At 62.0% G+C, this 16,667-nt stretch carries 15 protein-coding genes; 5 read left to right on the plus strand and 10 right to left on the minus strand.

From position 1 onward, the window contains the following. The first annotated feature begins 34 nt into the window (after positions 1-34). Complete coding sequence (locus QRN61_RS24080; protein ID WP_285375835.1) at positions 35-727, plus strand: GNAT family N-acetyltransferase; 693 nt, start codon at positions 35-37, stop codon at positions 725-727. 134 nt (positions 728-861) lie between these two features. Here QRN61_RS24080 and QRN61_RS24085 read toward each other — a convergent pair whose 3' ends face one another. Together QRN61_RS24085 and QRN61_RS24090 are read right to left on the minus strand one after the other, a co-directional pair. Next, entirely contained in the window at positions 862-1,668 is an 807-nt protein-coding gene (locus QRN61_RS24085; protein ID WP_027611595.1) for a class I SAM-dependent methyltransferase, read from the minus strand. Between the two features lie 381 nt (positions 1,669-2,049). Further along, complete coding sequence (locus QRN61_RS24090; protein WP_096796201.1) at positions 2,050-2,937, minus strand: LysR family transcriptional regulator; 888 nt, start codon at positions 2,935-2,937, stop codon at positions 2,050-2,052. A gap of 129 nt (positions 2,938-3,066) precedes the next feature. Between QRN61_RS24090 and QRN61_RS24095 the strand changes: the two genes are divergently transcribed. Together QRN61_RS24095 and QRN61_RS24100 are read left to right on the plus strand one after the other, a co-directional pair. Continuing rightward, entirely contained in the window at positions 3,067-4,083 is a 1,017-nt protein-coding gene (locus tag QRN61_RS24095; protein WP_097088731.1) for an alpha/beta hydrolase, read from the plus strand. Positions 4,084-4,290: 207 nt separating this feature from the next. Further along, positions 4,291-5,718 carry a mechanosensitive ion channel family protein gene (locus QRN61_RS24100; RefSeq protein WP_285375837.1) on the plus strand — a complete coding sequence of 476 codons (1,428 nt, stop codon included), beginning with the start codon at positions 4,291-4,293 and terminating at the stop codon, positions 5,716-5,718. 192 nt (positions 5,719-5,910) lie between these two features. On the opposite strand, the gene ycaC is transcribed toward QRN61_RS24100, so the two are convergent. From ycaC to QRN61_RS24130, 6 genes are all read right to left on the minus strand, one after another. After that, positions 5,911-6,534, minus strand: a complete 624-nt coding sequence (gene ycaC, locus QRN61_RS24105; protein WP_007961287.1) for an isochorismate family cysteine hydrolase YcaC — start codon at positions 6,532-6,534, stop codon at positions 5,911-5,913. A 68-nt stretch (positions 6,535-6,602) separates the two neighbouring features. Next, positions 6,603-8,441: an amidohydrolase gene (locus QRN61_RS24110; protein WP_103367640.1), complete on the minus strand. Its 1,839-nt coding sequence runs from the start codon at positions 8,439-8,441 to the stop codon at positions 6,603-6,605. A 30-nt stretch (positions 8,442-8,471) separates the two neighbouring features. Beyond that, complete coding sequence (locus tag QRN61_RS24115; protein ID WP_095136682.1) at positions 8,472-9,098, minus strand: antibiotic biosynthesis monooxygenase; 627 nt, start codon at positions 9,096-9,098, stop codon at positions 8,472-8,474. Next, on the minus strand, positions 9,091-9,507 hold the full coding sequence (locus QRN61_RS24120; protein WP_096796196.1) for a DoxX family protein: 417 nt from the start codon (positions 9,505-9,507) through the stop codon (positions 9,091-9,093). The genes QRN61_RS24115 and QRN61_RS24120 overlap by 8 nt, the downstream gene beginning before the upstream one ends. Positions 9,508-9,721: 214 nt before the next feature. Then, positions 9,722-10,645 (minus strand): LysR family transcriptional regulator, encoded by a 924-nt coding sequence (locus tag QRN61_RS24125; RefSeq protein ID WP_096796195.1) that lies wholly within the window; start codon positions 10,643-10,645, stop codon positions 9,722-9,724. 57 nt (positions 10,646-10,702) lie between these two features. Next, entirely contained in the window at positions 10,703-10,834 is a 132-nt protein-coding gene (locus QRN61_RS24130) for a hypothetical protein (RefSeq protein WP_256578447.1), read from the minus strand. A 118-nt stretch (positions 10,835-10,952) separates the two neighbouring features. On the opposite strand from QRN61_RS24130, the gene QRN61_RS24135 reads away from it, so the two are divergent. Then, positions 10,953-11,408, plus strand: a complete 456-nt coding sequence (locus QRN61_RS24135; RefSeq protein WP_210558979.1) for a helix-turn-helix domain-containing protein — start codon at positions 10,953-10,955, stop codon at positions 11,406-11,408. Between the two features lie 34 nt (positions 11,409-11,442). Here QRN61_RS24135 and QRN61_RS24140 read toward each other — a convergent pair whose 3' ends face one another. After that, positions 11,443-12,012, minus strand: coding sequence for a flavodoxin family protein (locus QRN61_RS24140; protein WP_027611586.1), 570 nt, complete (start codon positions 12,010-12,012; stop codon positions 11,443-11,445). A gap of 343 nt (positions 12,013-12,355) precedes the next feature. Here QRN61_RS24140 and QRN61_RS24145 point away from each other — a divergent pair, with 343 nt between their 5' ends. Next, entirely contained in the window at positions 12,356-15,163 is a 2,808-nt protein-coding gene (locus tag QRN61_RS24145) for an ATP-binding protein (RefSeq protein ID WP_285375841.1), read from the plus strand. Here the strand turns inward: QRN61_RS24145 and QRN61_RS24150 are convergent. Continuing rightward, positions 15,128-16,597: an ATP-binding protein gene (locus QRN61_RS24150; RefSeq protein WP_285375842.1), complete on the minus strand. Its 1,470-nt coding sequence runs from the start codon at positions 16,595-16,597 to the stop codon at positions 15,128-15,130. The two genes, QRN61_RS24145 and QRN61_RS24150, sit on opposite strands and share 36 nt — an antisense overlap. Positions 16,598-16,667: the final 70 nt, after the last annotated feature.

The following is a 16,667-nucleotide window of genomic DNA, read 5'->3' on the forward strand; positions in this document are numbered from 1 at the left end:
TCCACCACACCGGGCTTCGGCCACGGAGGGCAACATGAGTGTTATCGAAAAACTGCGCGAACGCATTCGTCAAAAAGGCCTCGGCCGTCTCTTCGCCACCCTGTGGAAGCGCTACGTGTTCTTCCACTGGGAGCTGCTGTGGATGGAGCGCGATCTGGTCTCCCCGGTGCCACCGCACAAGCTGCGCCCGTACGAAGGGTTGCGCAAAGTCGATATCACCCAGCTCAACACCGGGGCCTTCGCCAAACACTTCGGCGACCGCGTCGAGACCATGGCCGAACTCGCCGCCGAGGGCCACACCGGGCACATGTACCTGGATGCCGACGGCCACGCGGTGGCGTTCATCTGGGGCAGCATGCGCGACTACTACGACCGCCACTATTACGGCTGCTGGTTCCCGGTCAAACCCGGCGAGTTCTTCGAATTCGGTGGCGAAATGGCCCGCCCGTATTTCGGCACCAGCCTGTCGGTGGACGTGCAAGTCGCCCTCTGGGAAGCCATGGCTGCCCAGGGTTGCGACAAAGTCGTCGATGTCTGCGAAACCCACAACATCCCGGCGCTGAAACTGCACATCCGCATGGGCTACCACGAACAGGGCCGCGTCACCCACGTCTACGGCCTGTTCGGCCGCTGGCGCTTCTACCGCGAAAGCCGCTATGACGGCTCACGCCTGGACCCCCTGCGCAAACCTGGGCGGCCGGTGGTGAGTGCGGCGGCGCAGGCGTGATCAATCGTTAGAGGCATGGCGGCCATTTGGCCGCCATCGCGAGCAGGCTCGCTCCCACAGTGGATTTGTGTACGACACCGATCACGTGTAGGAGTGAGCCTGCTCACGATGAGGCCAGATGGAGCAACAAATTCTCAGGTTTTGCGAGCGACCAAGGTGAAGCACAACGGCATCTGCGCCTCGCGATTCAGATACTGGTCATACACCTCTTCGCGGTTCGAATGCGCATACTCCTTGAAGTGCGCGATGTTCAGGCCGGCCGCGATGGCGCCGCTGAAGATCGCGCCGAGGGTGTGTACGAACCAGTAGGACTTGGCAGCCTGCTGTTCGACCTTGCCGACGTAGACGATCGGTTCTTCCTGCACGAATGGCTCGGCGCGGAAGTAGGAGCTGGCGAGGCGGTACGGGTCTTCGGCGTCGGGGTCGACCATTTCCAGAAACGGATGGGTTTCGTAGATCACCAGTTTGCCGCCCGGTTTGAGAGTCAGCGCGACATGGCGAAAGAACTCGCCGATGTCGGGCATCCAGTTCAGCACGCCGATGGTGATCAGCGCCACGTCGAAGCGGCTGTGCAGCGCAGTCGGCAGGTGATGGATATCGCTTTCGATGAATTCGGCGTTGTGCGGCGAGCGCTGGTTCAACTCACGGGCCTGTTCGAGAAACGCCTCCGATTGATCGACGCCGACCACACTGCGCGCACCGATGGCGAACAGCGACAGGCTTTCGCGACCATTGTTGCAACCGAGTTGAATCAGCGCTTTGCCATCGACGCCGACCTGTTCCAGCTGACCGCGCAAGGTGTCGTCGAGGCAAGAGAAATCAGCCTTTGACACGTCGTTCAACAGCGCTTGCCATTCCGCCGACTCACGGTGATGACGAGCAGAATCGTTCCACGCCTGTCGATTGCTGTCGATGGCGGTTTTATTGTTGGGCACTTCCATGGCGCACTCCGGGCGATGCTCGTGATTGAGCGGACCCGAGTCTAGAACAGCCCGATCAGTACGGTTGTTGCGACTTTGTAAGCCGCACCGCCGTTCCACTGTGGGAGCGGGCTTGCTCGCGAAGGCGGTGAGTCAGGCAACGGAGATGTTGGCTGACAGGACGCTTTCGCGAGCAAGCCCGCTCCCACAGGGGGTAATGCGGCGGCTTCGTAGAGCTTTTTGCGACCGGGCCTCATCGCTGCAAAAAGCTCCCACAAGATTTGCACACGTCGCACAACCTGTGGGAGCGGGCTTGCTCGCGAAGACGTCGGTCCGGCCAACATCTTCATCGACTGACACGACCTCTTCGCGAGCAAGCCCGCTCCCACACTTTTGGCGTGGTCACATCTGGTTGAGGCGTTCGCGCAGGAATTCGACCAGTGCCTGCACCGGGCGCGAAGCCTGGCGGTGTTGCGGGTACACCGCCGACAGGGTCAGCGGTTCGGGGCGGTAGTCGTCGAGCACTGGCATCAGCCGCCCGTCCTTCAGCGCCGCGCCGACGATGAACGTCGGCAGATAAGTAATCCCCATCCCCTGCACCGCCGCATCGCGCAACAGCTCGCCATTGTTCACCCGCATGCGTCCGGTGACATTGACCAGCAGCGGCTTGCCCTGCCCCGCATTGAAGCGCCATTGCACCGAACGACCATGGCCGTACGGCAGACAGTCGTGGCTGTGCAGGTCTTCGGGATTGAGCGGCGTGCCGCGTTCGGCCAGATATGCCGGGCTGGCGCAGTACACCCGTTCGATGGCGGCGATGCGCCGCGCAATCAACGTCGAGTCTTCCAGCACACCAATGCGCAGCGCCAGGTCATAACCTTCGCCAAGCAGGTCCACCGGGCGGTCGCTCAAATCCACCTCCACGGTGACATCGCGATAGCGCTGCAGGAACAGCGGCAGCAGACAGCCCAGATGCGCCACGGCAAACGACAGCGGTGCACTGACGCGAATGGTCCCGCGCGGCTCGGCAGTCTGCCCGGCGATGCCCTGCTCGACCTGTTCCACTTCGCCCAGCAGACGCAGCGCCGATTCGTAGTAGCTCTGGCCCAGTGGCGTGACGTCTAGGCGTCGGGTGGAACGGTTCAACAGCCGCACACCGAGGCGCTCTTCGAGCTGCATCAAACGGCGGCTGACGAACTGCTTGGACAGGCCCAACTGATCGGCCGCAGCAGTGAAACTGCCGGAGTCCATGACCTGGCAAAAAATACGCATGTCTTCGAACGGGTTCATTGTCACTCTCTGGTAGACAGTCAAACGCTTTATAGCCGCTTTTTCACTTTTCGACAGCTCATTAATCTGTGCTCACGGTTTGAAAACAGCCCGACACAACACCAATAACTTTCGAAAATGGAATTGAGCATGAACATCAAAAAAACCCTGACCGCATCCCTCCTCGCCCTGTCCATCGGCAACGCGTTCGCCGCCGGCAGCCCGGGTGTCGAACACAACACCCAGGCGTTTCTCGAAGCCCTCGCCGCCGGCGGCGGCAAACCGCTGGAGCAACTCAGCCCGAAGGATGCCCGTGCAGTGCTGACCGGCGCTCAGGCCTCGGTAAAGGTTGACCTGTCCGGAGTTGAAGTCAGTGACAAGGCAATCAAGGTCGATGGCCAGACGATCAACCTCAAAGTGGTGCGTCCGGCCAAGGTCAAAGGTGAATTGCCGGTGTTCATGTTCTTCCACGGCGGCGGTTGGGTGTTGGGCGATTACCCGACGCACCAACGCTTGATTCGCGATCTGGTGGTCGGTTCTGGAGCGGTCGCGGTGTACGTCGATTACACGCCGTCGCCGGAAGCGCAGTACCCGACAGCGATCAACCAGGCCTACGCGGCGACCAAATGGGTGGCAGAGCATGGCAAGGACATTGGCGTCGACGGCAAGCGTCTGGCGGTGGCCGGCAACAGCGTCGGCGGCAACATGGCGGCGGTCGTGGCGCTGATGGCCAAAGAAAAGCAGAGCCCGGCCCTGCGCTTCCAGTTGCTGATGTGGCCGGTGACCAACGCGCAGTTCGACGACGGCTCGTACCAGCAATTCGCCGAGGGCCACTTCCTCACCAAGGGCATGATGCAATGGTTCTGGGACAACTACACCACCAACCCGGCCGAGCGCGCACAGATCCACGCCTCGCCACTGAACGCCAGCAGCGAACAGCTCAAGGGCCTGCCCGCCGCGCTGGTGCAGACCGCCGAGTTCGACGTGTTGCGTGATGAGGGCGAAGGCTATGCGCGGCATCTGGATGCGGCCGGTGTGCCGGTGACGTCGGTGCGTTACAACGGGATGATTCATGACTTTGGCTTGCTCAATCCGCTGAGTCAGATTCCCGAAGTGAAAGCGGCCGTGCGCCAGGCCGCGGCTGAGCTGAAGACGCATCTGAACTGAGCCCCCCTCACTCGCCACACCTGACGGTGTGGCGAGTTTTTTGTCTGCAGGAACCCTTGTGGTGAGGGGATTCATCCCCGATGGGTTGCGAAGCGGCCCCGCCGCTAACCAGAAAGGCAGGGGACTGCTGCGCAGTCCATCGGGGATGAATCCCCTCACCACAAAAGCCTCTTCAACACCAATGTTCATGCAGTTCCGGAGATCGCCATGTCCATCCTCCTCACCCACCCACTGTCCTGGAGCGCCGCCCTGCTGCTGCTCGACGCGCTGCTCTGGCACCTCGCCCCGTTCAAGCATCGCGCACCGAGAGTCGGCATTCGCCTGGCGCTGTTTCTGGCGTTCAGCGCATTGATCATCAACGCCGAGATCAGCCCGTTGCAGGCGCCGCTGTTCGCCGATGACCGGGTGATGCAACTGGGCGCAACGGCGTTGGGGATTGTCTGGTGGCTGTACGCCGCGCGGGTGCTCACCGAGGTGATCGGTCTGGCACTGATGCGGCGCATCGGCCACAGCGGTCGGCTGTTGCAGGACGTGATCGGCGCGCTGGTGTTTCTGGCGGCGATCGTCGCGGCCGCCGGCTATGTGCTGGAACTGCCGGTCAAGGGCTTGCTGGCGACTTCCGGGGTAGTGGCGATCGTCGTTGGTCTGGCATTGCAAAGCACCTTGAGCGACGTGTTCTCGGGAATCGTGCTCAACACCACCAAGCCGTATCAGGTCGACGATTTCGTGGTGATCGACGGTGTCGAGGGCAAGGTCATCGACATCGACTGGCGCGCCACGCATCTGTTGACCAGCAGCGGAACCCTGGCCGTGGTGCCGAACTCGGTGGCGGCCAAGGCGAAGATCGTCAATCTCAGTCGCCCGACCAACCTGCACGGGGTGTCGATCAGCATCAAGGTGCCGAATCACATTCGCCCACGGCGGGTGCTCGACGCCCTCGACCGCACGCTGCAAGGCAGCAGCAGTCTGCTGCTCAATCCGCCGCCCAAAGCCGTGTTGAAAGAGGCCGGCGAGGAGATGTCGGAGTATGTCGCCAGCGGTTTCATCAGTGAACTGAGCAAGAAAGGCGAAGTGCGCAATCAACTGTTCGACCTCGCCCATCGGCATCTCGAAGCCGCAGGTATTTCCCGGCACCCTGATGGCGTGATCGAACCCTCGACCCGCGCCCGGGCCTTGCTCGATGAAGTGAAAATCTTCCGCTCGCTGAGCCATGAGGAACGTGATCGCCTCGCCGAATCGATGGTCGCGCAGCAATACGCGGCCGGTCAGGTGGTGCTGGGGCTGGATGAAGTGCCCGACAGTCTGTTTGTCATCGCCACCGGCGTGGTCAGTGCGACCGTGCCCGATGGCAACGGCCAGACCGAGGCCGGGCGCATGGGGCCGAGCGAGGTCATGGGCGAACAGAGCATCCTCGCCGATACCCCGTCGCAAGCGACGTTCACCGCGCTGACGTCGAGCATCATCTATCGCCTCGACAAAGCGCTGACCCGCCAATGCATGGAACAGCGCAGCGAAGTCGGCCAGGCGCTGAACAAATTGCAGGCCGTGCGACAGCAGAACAGCCGGCTGGCGTTGATGGCCAAACCGGTGGCGGTGCGCAAGGGTGGTTTTCTGGGTTGGCTGCAAAAGCGCTGATGCGAGAGCAAGATCAAGAGCCCCCCTCACCCCAACCCTCTCCCCCAAGGGGGCGAGGGGGAAAGGGAGCCGATCTCCGTGTACTTCAATTTCGGAGATCGGCTCGGTATTGCAGGTCGGCGTATCGCGAACAAACCCCTCGGTCAGTCCCCTCTCCCTCTGGGAGAGGGCTAGGGTGAGGGGCTTCAGGCATCACTTGGCCGTGAACTTGGTGTAGCTGTTGATCAGGTTGCGATAGTTCGGCAGGCGTTCGGACAGCAGATGCGCCAGACCTTCCATGTCGTTGCGCCAGTCACCTTGCAGCTCGCACGCCACCGAGAACCAGTTCAGCAGGTGTGCACCGGCGGCCGACATGCGCGCCCACGCGGCTTGTTGCACGGTGGTGTTGAAGGTGCCGGAAGAATCGGTGACCACGAACACTTCGAAACCTTCAGCAATGGCCGACAGGGTCGGGAATGCTACGCAGACGTCCGTCACCACACCAGCGATGATCAGTTGCTTGCGGCCGGTGGCCTTGATCGCTTTGACGAAGTCTTCGTTGTCCCAGGCATTGATCTGGCCAGGGCGCTGAATGAACGGTGCATCGGGGAATTGCTCGCGCAGCTCAGGCACGATCGGGCCGTTCGGGCCGGCGTCGAAACTGGTGGTGAGGATGGTCGGCAGCTTGAAGAACTTGGCGATGTCGCCCAGCGCCAGCACGTTGTTCTTGAACTCGTTAGGGGTGAAATCCTGTACCAGCGAGATCAGACCGGTCTGGTGGTCGACCAGCAGCACGACCGCATCATCTTTGTTCAGACGCTTGTAGGGAACGCTCATGGGAAACTCCTCGGTGGATGGTTGTTGCGTGAGGCGCCGACCGGATGGCCGGCGCTTTTTTGTAGTGATCAGAAAGCGAAACAGGAACAGCCGAACGCGCCCCAGAAACCGGCGAAGTCGCTGACCGGTGCGTTCGACAGTCGGGCTTTTTCATGGCTGTGCGCGTGCACTGCGCAGGCACCGACGCACTGGTGCACTTGCGCCTGCAAAGGCGAGTTCGGGCGCCAGTGGCCCGGCACCTTGACCACCGGCGACCAGTCCGGCAGCACGGGGATCGAGCGTGGGCCGAGGTCTTCGAAATCGCCGGCGGCGTAAACGATCTTGCCGCCGACCACGGTCAGCACCGACTCGATCCACTTGATCGCTTCTTCTTCGACGTGGAAGAAGTCCGCGCTCAGCGCCGCCAGATCCGCCAGTTGCCCGACCTTGATCTGGCCCTTCTTGCCCTGCTCCGACGAGAACCAGGCGCTGCCGTGGGTGAACAGTTCCAGTGCGGTAGTGCGTGGCAGACCTTCTTCGTACAAGGCCAGACCGCCGACGGTGCGACCGCTGACCATCCAGTACAGCGAGGTCCACGGGTTGTAGCTGGAAACCCGCGTGGCATCGGTGCCGGCGCCGACCGGTATGCCTTCGGCGAGCATGCGTTTGATCGGCGGCGTGGCTTCGGCGGCTTTCGCGCCGTAACGGTCGACGAAGTATTCGCCCTGGAACGCCATGCGATCCTGAATCGCAATGCCGCCGCCCAGCGCCCGCACCCGCTCAATGTTCTGCGGGGTGATGGTTTCAGCGTGGTCGAAGAACCACGGCAGACCGTTGAACGGAATGTCACGATTGACCTTCTCGAACACGTCGAGCATGCGGCTGATCGATTCGTTGTACGTGGCGTGCAAACGGAACGGCCAGCGCTGCTCGACCAGATGGCGCACCACCGGTTCCAGCTCCTGTTCCATGGTCTGCGGCAGGTCCGGGCGCGGTTCGAGGAAGTCTTCGAAGTCGGCGGCGGAGAACACCAGCATCTCGCCAGCGCCGTTGTGCCGCAGGTAATCGTCGCCCTGGTGCAACTTGACGCTGCCGGTCCAGTTCTGGAAATCGGTCAGCTCTTCTTTGGGCTTCTGGGTGAACAGGTTGTAGGCGATGCGCACGGTCAACTGATCATCCTTGGCCAGTTGCTCGATCACCTGATAGTCGTCGGGATAGTTCTGGAAACCACCGCCGGCATCGATCGCGCTGGTCAGGCCGAGGCGATTGAGTTCGCGCATGAACTGCCGGGTCGAGTTGACCTGATATTCCAGCGGCAGCTTCGGCCCCTTGGCCAGCGTCGAGTACAGAATCATCGCGTTGGGTTTTGCCACCAGCATGCCGGTCGGATTGCCATTGGCATCACGGACGATCTCGCCACCCGGTGGGTTCGGCGTGTCGCGGGTGTAACCCGCAACCCGCAGTGCGGCGCGGTTGAGCAGCGCGCGGTCGTACAGGTGCAGGACGAACACCGGGGTGTCTGGCGCGGCCTGATTGAGCTCTTCAAGAGTCGGCATGCGTTTTTCGGCGAACTGGAATTCGTTCCAGCCACCGACCACACGCACCCATTGCGGAGTCGGCGTACGGTCAGCCTGCTCCTTGAGCATGCGCAGTGCATCGGCCAGCGACGGCACGCCTTCCCAACGCAGTTCGAGGTTGTAGTTGAGGCCGCCACGGATCAGGTGCAGGTGCGAGTCGTTGAGACCGGGGATCACGCAGCGCCCGTGCATGTCGATCACTTGCGTGGCCGAACCACGCAGGGCCATGGCCTGGGTGTCGTTGCCAACGACGACAAAGCGGCCATCCTTGATCGCCACGGCACTGGCCAGCGGCTTGCTGCGGTCTACGGTATGAAATTGGCCATTGAACAGAATCAGATCGGCGTTCATCGCAGTTCCTTTCGAGTAGATGAATGGGTGTCAGCGTGACGGCTGTTTCGCCGGCTCGACGTGAGCATGGGCCTGACCGGCTTCCAGCCACGGCGCGAACAACCGGGTCACGCGGGGCATGAACACGTACACCACCGACAGGACGATGGTCAGGGTGATCAGGAACGTGGCGACCACGTAGTTGGACAGCAGCGGGTGCAGCTTGAGCAGCGGCCCCCAGATCAGCGGCACCAACAGCGTGTGCGGCAGAATCACCAGCAGGGTGATCACCGCTTGCTTCCAGCGCGGCGGCGGCTTCGCGGCATCGGCCAGCGGCGCGAACCAGAATTCGTTGACCGGTGCGACTTCAGTCTGGTCGCCATCGGCGAGCATCGGCGCCGCCTCATCCACCAGCGCCTGACGCTGCGGCGACTCCAGCCACAGCTGCATGGCCTCGGTGGAGGAAAAGCGCAGGACGCAGGTGTAGGTGTCGAGACCGGCCAGTTTGCCGCGCACCACGTCGACCCCGAGGTGACCGTCGCGCTGCCCGGCGACCCGGACGATGTTGCGCAACCACGCCTCGTAAGGCTGTTCGAATCCGGCCTTGACCCGGTGCTTGACGATCAGGGTCACGGTTTCACCGACCCCCGGTGCTTTTGGACTCAGGGCTTCAGGCATAACGCAGCACTCCGGGCAGACGAACATTGAGCGCCAGGCGTCCCGGCCCGGCGATAAACACAGTGGCGAACAGGATCAACAGCAACCAGCCGAATTGCCCCTCGGCCACACTCCATTGCGGATGCACGACCAGCAGCGCCACCAGCAGAACAAAAAGAATAGGCAAGCAGGCCAATCGCGCCAGCACCCCGGCGACGATCAGTAGCGGACAGAGGACTTCAGCGAAAATCGCCAGGCAGAGTGTGAGGTGCGCGCCGAGGTGGAACGGATCTTCGATCTGCTGCAATTGCGCGTTGAAATCCAGCAGCTTGGGTAAACCGTGGACCCACAGCAGGAACAGTCCACCGCTGACCCGCAGAAACAGCAGACCGATATCCTGTGCCTGTTCATCGTGTTGTGATGCGCTCATGACCCTACCCTTAAATCCTTATCGGGTTGAATCATGCTCGGTGCGGGCGAGGGAAAATTGAATGGATGTGCTCTCTTTCAGGCGAGTCGGATTCCTGTGCGAGCGAGCCTGGTGCGGGCGGCGATCCGACAGTGGCGTCCGGTCAGCCAGCATCATTGTTGAATGACATACCGTTTTCGTGAGCAAGCCCGCTCCCACAGGGAAACTTGGCGCGTCAGGCGGGCGGAATATCCAGCGGCGCCGCCATGAACTGGCTGATCCGCGAACGCAGCCAGCGCTCGGCCGGGTCGTTGTCGTGCACCCCGCTCCAGGCCATCGACAGCTGTGCGGCGTCGATCGGGAACGGTGGATCTTCAGCGCGCAAGGCGCAGCCTTCGACTAGCGCACACGCGGCATAGTCCGGCACGGTAGCAATCATTTCAGTGCCGGCGAGCAACGCACGCAAACCGCTGAACTGCGGCACGCCGAGCACCACGCGCCGACGCCGGCCAACCTTGGCCAGGTCCAGATCGATGTTGCCGCTCAGGTCACCGGAGAACGACACCATCGCGTGCGGGCGCTCGCAGTATTCGTCCAGCGTCAGCGGCCCCGGACGATCATCGCCGCGTAGCACTTTGCAGGGAATGTCGCGCAGTTTCTTGCGCTTGGCGTTGGCCGGCAGATCGGTGGTGTAACTGACGCCGACCGAGATTTCCCCGGACGCCAGCAGCGCCGGCATCAACAGATAATTGGCACGTCGCACCACCACGACAATTCCCGGGGCTTCCTGCTGAAGCTGTCGCAGCAGCGGCGGAAACAGACCGAACTCGGCGTCGTCCGACAGGCCGATGCGGAACACGTCGCAACTGCTGGCCGGGTCGAACTCCTTGGCCCGGCTGACCGCGCCGGAGATCACATCCATCGCCGGTTGCAGCTCCTGCAGAATCGCCAGCGCGCGGGCGGTCGGCTCCATGCTGCGACCGTTGCGCAGCAGCAAAGGATCATCGAACAGGTCGCGCAAACGACCCAGCGCCGCACTGACCGCCGGTTGGCCCATGAACAGTTTTTCAGCGACGCGGGTCAGGTTCTTTTCGAACATCAGCGCTTCGAAAATCACCAGCAGGTTCATGTCGACGCGACGCAGATCGTTACGGTTCATGGGCTCGAGTTCCTTGCTTGAGAAGTCGTGTTCAGTCGGGTGCGATAGCGCCGTACTTTACTTGATCAACGGTACGCTGGCCGCAGGTTTGTATGGGCCGTATTTCACCGGCACCCATTGGAAGTGTTTGTCGATGGCGACGACTTGCAGCGATGTGCTGAGTTCAACGTTTTGCGGCGCAATTAACAACGTTTAACTCGTCAGTCTTCCGGCCCCGTCCAACAATGAAACCCTCTGCGAAACATTGTTTTTTTGACCAGAGGGAAACGTGCCGAGCGTGCGTTGCCCCCCGACACGGACATTGGCCATGGCTCACTTACAACAAACAGTCGCCCTCGCCCCCTCCAGCGAATCTTGCACACCGCGCATCGGCGGCCTCAGTCCGCAACGCGAACGGCGGGCCAAACAATTGATCCTCGACCGCCTGGGTGAAAGCCTGGAAGTCACCGAACTGGCAGAGGCCTGTTCGTTGTCACGCAGTCATTTTTCCCGGGCGTTCAAATGCAGTACCGGACTCTCGCCACAGGACTGGATCCGCACCCAGCGCATCGCTCGCGCCAAGCAGTTGATCCGGCTCACCCACTTGAGCCTGACGCAGATCAGCCTGGAATGTGGCTTCTGCGATCAGGCACATTTCTGCCATATCTTCACCCGCAGCGAAGGGATCAGTCCGTTCGCCTGGCGGTGTCGTGAGGTGCCGGGCATGAAGCCCGAAAGACCGCAGTCAGCGGCCGCGCCTGTCGGCATACGCCTGGCGGTCTAGACGCTGTCGCGCGCCAAGCTCATTTCCCTGCGCTTCATTGCTGCCTCAAGCGCTGCGCCACTTGCGCCACCCGCTCGCCCAGGTGTGCCGCCGTGCGCCGGTCTTCGAGCGGCGGAGCCTGCTCGGGGGGCTGTTCGACATTGGATTGCGACATGGCCCCGAGCGCGCTGCCCAGACGATTCAACTGACCATCGAAGCAGCCCGCCACCGAGCGCGCCGGGAGCAGGTCGAGCCCCACCCAGATCATCGAATGTTGCGCGGCGAACACCGCCATTTGCAGCAATGTATTGAGCTTGTCGCCGCACAGGCTTCCGGAATTGGTGAACCCGGCGGCAACCTTGTTGCGCCATGGTTTTGCCAGATAGAACGCCGCGCTGGCCTCCATGAAATGCTTGAAGCCCGCCGAGGCGCTGCCCATGTAAGTCGGCGCACCGAAAATGATCGCGTCGGCGCGGTGCAACTCATCCCAATAGAACTCGACCTCTTCTACCGCCACCAACCGGCAGGTACTGCCCAAGTGCCGTTCGACGCCCTGCGCCACGGCTTCTGCCATGACGCGAGTGTGGCCATAGCCGCTGTGATAGACCACCACCACGTTGCTCATTGCGTCGCCCTCCGCACGCGTGCACTCCATTGCAGCCGTCAGGTCCAGGCCTGCTTCATCGGATTTTTGGGGTTGAAGCGAACACAGACGAGTTAATCGTTGTTAATTGTCCGCGAGACAAAGCGCTGGTCTGAACATTGCAGCGGGCAAAAATGCCGATCGCTGCATCACTTTCGAGCATTGCCGGCAATCTGCACGTTGCACTGACGCCAGAACCTGCGGAATATGTCCGCAAAACTGCGGATTAGAAGGCTTGCGTGCCGCTGACGCTGATCCGCGCTGCCCTTCACGGAGGCTTCACACGCCGTGGGCAGGATTATAAAAATTTCGCAGGAGTGAGCTGTTGAGTCTTCCCACGAATCAGGCCCTCGGTTTCGGCCCCTATCGGATTCAGCCCGGCAAACGGCTGCTGCTTGAAGGCGAGCAGCCGTTACGCCTGGGCCGACGTGCCATGGATATTCTGCTGATCCTGCTGGCGCATGCCGGCGATGTCGTGAGCAAGCAGCAACTGATTGCCGGCGTGTGGCCGGACAGCGTCGTCGAAGACATCAATCTGCGGGTGCACATGGCGGCTTTGCGCAAAGCGCTGGGCGACGGTCAGGGCGGGCAGCGATACATCGTCACGGTGGCGCAGCGCGGCTACAGTTTTGTCGCACCGATCAGGCTGCAATCGATCGAACAGCACACCTGCGCAGAGACCGGCACCCGGCATAACCTGCCACTGCGCCGCACGCGAATGATCGGCCGCCAGCCGCTGGTCGACAGCCTGATCAGGCAGTTGCCGCGCCAGCGCTGCATCACGCTGGTCGGCCCCGGCGGCATCGGCAAAACCACCGTGGCCCTGCGCGTTGCCGAGCAGATGATCGGCCACTATCGGGACGGTATCCGGCTGCTGGATCTGTCGCCGATCAACGACGCACGAATGATCTGCTCGCACCTGGCGGCCCTGCTGGACGTGGTGCCGCATGACAACGATCCGCTGACCCACCTCGTCAATGCGCTGCGCGAGCGCCAGATGCTGCTGGTGATCGACAACTGCGAACACCTGATCGACGCCATGGCACTGCTCAGCGAGAGCATTTTGCGCGGTGCGCCGCAGGTTCACATTCTGGCCACCAGCCGCGAGAGCCTGCGTGCCGAAGGCGAGTATGTGCAACGTCTCGAATCCCTCGATTACCCGCCGCCGATTGCCGTGCTTGATCGTGCGCAGGCGTTGAGTTTTTCGGCACTGCAACTGTTTGCCGAACGCGCCCTGGCCGCGCACGAGGGCTTCGAATTGAGCGACGCCGAGTTGCCCGATGCGCTTGAAATCTGTCGGCGTCTGGACGGCATTCCGCTGGCGCTGGAGCTGGCGGCGGCGCAGGTTGGAGAACTCGGCCTGCAGGGTTTGCTCAGCCAGTTGCAAGGGCGTCTGCCGGTATTGGCGACCGGCAATCAGAGCAGCGTGGAACGCCACCAGACGCTGCGTGCCACGCTGGACTGGAGCTTCAACCTGCTGACCGATTGCGAACAGACCTGCCTGCGCCGGCTCGGCGTGTTTCGGGGTGGCTTCACGCTGGAGTCCGCCGCTGCGGTGATCGGTGGACAGCACATCCAGCCCGGCGAGGTGTTCGGCTCAATCACCCAACTGGTCGCCAAATCGTTGCTCAACGTCGAAGTCGGTGACGAAGAAGTGTTTTATCGGTTGCTCGACACCACGCGCCGCTATGCCCTGGAAAAACTCGAGCAAGGCGCCGAACTCGCCGAAACCCGCGAACGCCACGCTGAACGTTGTCTGGCGCTGATGTATCAGGGGCAGACCGATTGGGAAACCACCTCAACCGCACTGTGGATCGAACGCTACGCACGCGGTCTGGAAGACCTGCGCGCGGCGCTCGACTGGAGCCTGAACGGTGCAGGCCCCAACGATGTGGGGATTTATCTGGCCGCGACCTCGGCGCCCCTGTGGCAAGAGTTGTCGCTGCTCAAGGAATACGGCGGTTACGTGCGTCAGGCGCTGGCCCTGCTGGAAAACGCTGCCGAACCTTGCCCTCGGGTGAAGATCGCGCTGAAACTGGCGCTCGGCAGCGCCTGCTACCACACCTGGGGTGGTACCCCGGAAACCATCGCCGCATTCGTCGATGCCCATGCGCTGGCGCAAGAGTACGACGACGTGGCCGGCCAGCTGCGTGCGGTGTCCGGGCACATGGCGGTCAACCTCAGCTGTGGCCACTATCGGTCGGCGCTGGAACAGAGCGAACAGTTCGATCGACTCGGCCTGCACGGCGACCCGCAGTTGTCGCTGAGTACACATCGCCTGCGGGTGTTGGCGCTGCATTACGCCGGCGACCAGCAGCAGGCACGCCTGCATGCCGAGCAAGTGATTCAGCACATGGCGCAAAACGGCAATCCCAACCGTTTCACCCATGGCTTCGGCGTGCAGTACGACCAGAGCGTCGCCTCGCTGACGGTGCTGGCCCGGGTGTTGTGGCTGCAAGGTTTCCCTGAACAGGCCTGGCGTACGGCCAGGCAGGCACTGGACATCGCCGTGCAAATCAACCACGGCACCTCGATCTGCTACACCCTGGCGCTGGCCAGTTGCCTGATTGCTCATTACAACGGTGACGCGCAAAACGCCCGTGCTTTGCTGCAGCTGTTGCTGGAGCAGGCGCAGAAGCATTCCGTATTGCTGTTCTATCGCTGGGCACGGCAATACGCGCAGGTCCTCGACGCCGATGCCGCCGTGCCGATAGCGACCGATGACAGCGGTCTGATCAGAGAAATCATGGTGACCCTGGACAGCCGCTTTGTTGATGATGCGTTGCTTGAGCGGGCACACAGCGGAGCTGCAGGCTGGAGCACGGCGGAGATTCTGCGGGCTCGGGCCGATCGCATGTTGATTGAACAATCGGCTTGCCCCGACAGCAGCACACGGCAAGCCGAAAAGGTCTTGCTCCAGGCACTGTCGATCGCGCAAACCCAGGGCGCCCTGGCCTGGGAACTGCGCAGTGCTACTTCGCTGGCGCAGTTGTGGCAACGGCAGAACCGCTACCGCGAAGCACTGGAGTTATTGAACCCGATCTATCAACGCTTCACCGAGGGCTACGCCACCCCGGACCTGCGCAAGGTGCGCTGGTTACTCGACGAGTTGGGCCGCCAACTGCGAGCCTGACACCCAACGACTGCGGCTGACGAAGCGCGCATGCCGACGCTCGTACTCGTTGGATTCACCGCTGCGTTCCAGTTGTTCGCGGGCGTAACGACGGGTGGTGTTGAGCATGCGATAGCGCAACCCGGCACTGCCCCGCTCCACCGCCAGCAAAGACTTCTGCGCCAACCGATCAATCATCAGGGCCAACGTCGACGGGGGTAATTGCGCGCAGCTGATGACGCCCATCGCCGCATCAATGGCAAACGCCGTTTTGAAGACCGACAGGCGTTGCAGCACCCGCTGTTCCTGCTCACTCAGGTGCTGATAGCTCCAGTCCAGCGCGGCTTTCAGGGTTTGATGGCGTGGCACGGCAGTACGCCGACCATGGCTGAGCAGCTGTAAACAATTGTCGAGTTGAGACTGCAAGCCGACCAACGCCAGCGCATCAATGTGCGCCGCCGCCAGTTCAATCGCCAGTGGCAGCCCATCGAGCCGCCGACAGATGTCGCGCACAGCATTGAGATCCTGTTCACGCAGGGTAAAACCCTGCTGCCGGGCTCGGGCACGACTGACAAACAATTGCACGGCCGAATAGCTCATGGTCTCTTCGACACTGCCCAACGCTGAGGACTTGGGAATAGCCAGTGGCGGCAGGGTTTGCACGGTCTCCAGACTGACCTGCAATGCTTCGCGACTGGTCGCAAGAATCGACAACCGTGGCGCGGCCTCCAGTAAACGTTCAACCAGAGCCTTGCAGGCTTCACGCAGATGCTCGCAGTTATCCAGCACCAGCAAGCTGTGACGCGCTGCCAGCGTGACGAGATCGGTTTCGAGGGTGTGCAACAGATAATCGAGCAGTGGCGTGGCGTCGTTGACTACCGCCAGGTCCACCAGCCAGACCCCGTCGCGAAAATGCTGTAACAGCAACTCTGCAGCACGCAACGCCACCGTGGTTTTGCCGACACCCGCAGGCCCCGTCACGGTCATCAATCGGCACAGTGGCAATTGCCGCACCATCGAGCCCACCACTGAATCGCGACCGGTCACCGGCGTCAGCCGCACAGGCAAGTTGTGTTGTGGCGCTTGCAGGTGTTCCAGGGCCACGTGCTCAAAATTGTCGCCGTGCACCGGAGCAACGAAGCTGTAGCCACATTGCGGCACATTGACGATGTAGCGTTGGCCGTTCTCACCGTCACCGAGCGCCCGGCGCAGGGCGGCAATGTGGACGCGAAGATTGATCTCTTCGACCACCGAAGTGGGCCAGACCCGTGCAATCAACTCTTCCTTTCTGACCACTCGGCCTGCACGCTCGACCAGCACCTGCAGAATGTCCAGCGCCCGCCCGCCCATGCGCAGTTGCCGATCCCCGTCGAGGATCAGCCGTTGGCGCAAATGAAAGGCGTAAGGGCCGAAATACAGGACTGACGCCGAGTGCAAATCGTTGAGGCTGTTCATGCCAACTATCTTGGCAGCCTGCGATGACGGCACAACCTTCACACAGGGCGCAGCACGGACATCCGGGTGC

Origin of the sequence: Pseudomonas sp. lyk4-TYG-107 (assembly GCF_030209055.1) — a bacterium.
GTDB lineage: Bacteria > Pseudomonadota > Gammaproteobacteria > Pseudomonadales > Pseudomonadaceae > Aquipseudomonas > Aquipseudomonas putida_A.

Coding starts and splice junctions, on each gene's coding strand:
- QRN61_RS24125 (WP_096796195.1), bottom strand. CDS start 10,645: ATGAACCGTAACGATCTGCGTCGCGTCGACATGAACCTGCTGGTGATT.
- QRN61_RS24085 (WP_027611595.1), bottom strand. CDS start 1,668: ATGGAAGTGCCCAACAATAAAACCGCCATCGACAGCAATCGACAGGCG.
- QRN61_RS24080 (WP_285375835.1), top strand. CDS start 35: ATGAGTGTTATCGAAAAACTGCGCGAACGCATTCGTCAAAAAGGCCTC.
- QRN61_RS24120 (WP_096796196.1), bottom strand. CDS start 9,507: ATGAGCGCATCACAACACGATGAACAGGCACAGGATATCGGTCTGCTG.
- QRN61_RS24115 (WP_095136682.1), bottom strand. CDS start 9,098: ATGCCTGAAGCCCTGAGTCCAAAAGCACCGGGGGTCGGTGAAACCGTG.
- QRN61_RS24100 (WP_285375837.1), top strand. CDS start 4,291: ATGTCCATCCTCCTCACCCACCCACTGTCCTGGAGCGCCGCCCTGCTG.
- QRN61_RS24140 (WP_027611586.1), bottom strand. CDS start 12,012: ATGAGCAACGTGGTGGTGGTCTATCACAGCGGCTATGGCCACACTCGC.
- ycaC (WP_007961287.1), bottom strand. CDS start 6,534: ATGAGCGTTCCCTACAAGCGTCTGAACAAAGATGATGCGGTCGTGCTG.
- QRN61_RS24090 (WP_096796201.1), bottom strand. CDS start 2,937: ATGAACCCGTTCGAAGACATGCGTATTTTTTGCCAGGTCATGGACTCC.
- QRN61_RS24110 (WP_103367640.1), bottom strand. CDS start 8,441: ATGAACGCCGATCTGATTCTGTTCAATGGCCAATTTCATACCGTAGAC.
- QRN61_RS24150 (WP_285375842.1), bottom strand. CDS start 16,597: ATGAACAGCCTCAACGATTTGCACTCGGCGTCAGTCCTGTATTTCGGC.
- QRN61_RS24135 (WP_210558979.1), top strand. CDS start 10,953: ATGGCTCACTTACAACAAACAGTCGCCCTCGCCCCCTCCAGCGAATCT.
- QRN61_RS24095 (WP_097088731.1), top strand. CDS start 3,067: ATGAACATCAAAAAAACCCTGACCGCATCCCTCCTCGCCCTGTCCATC.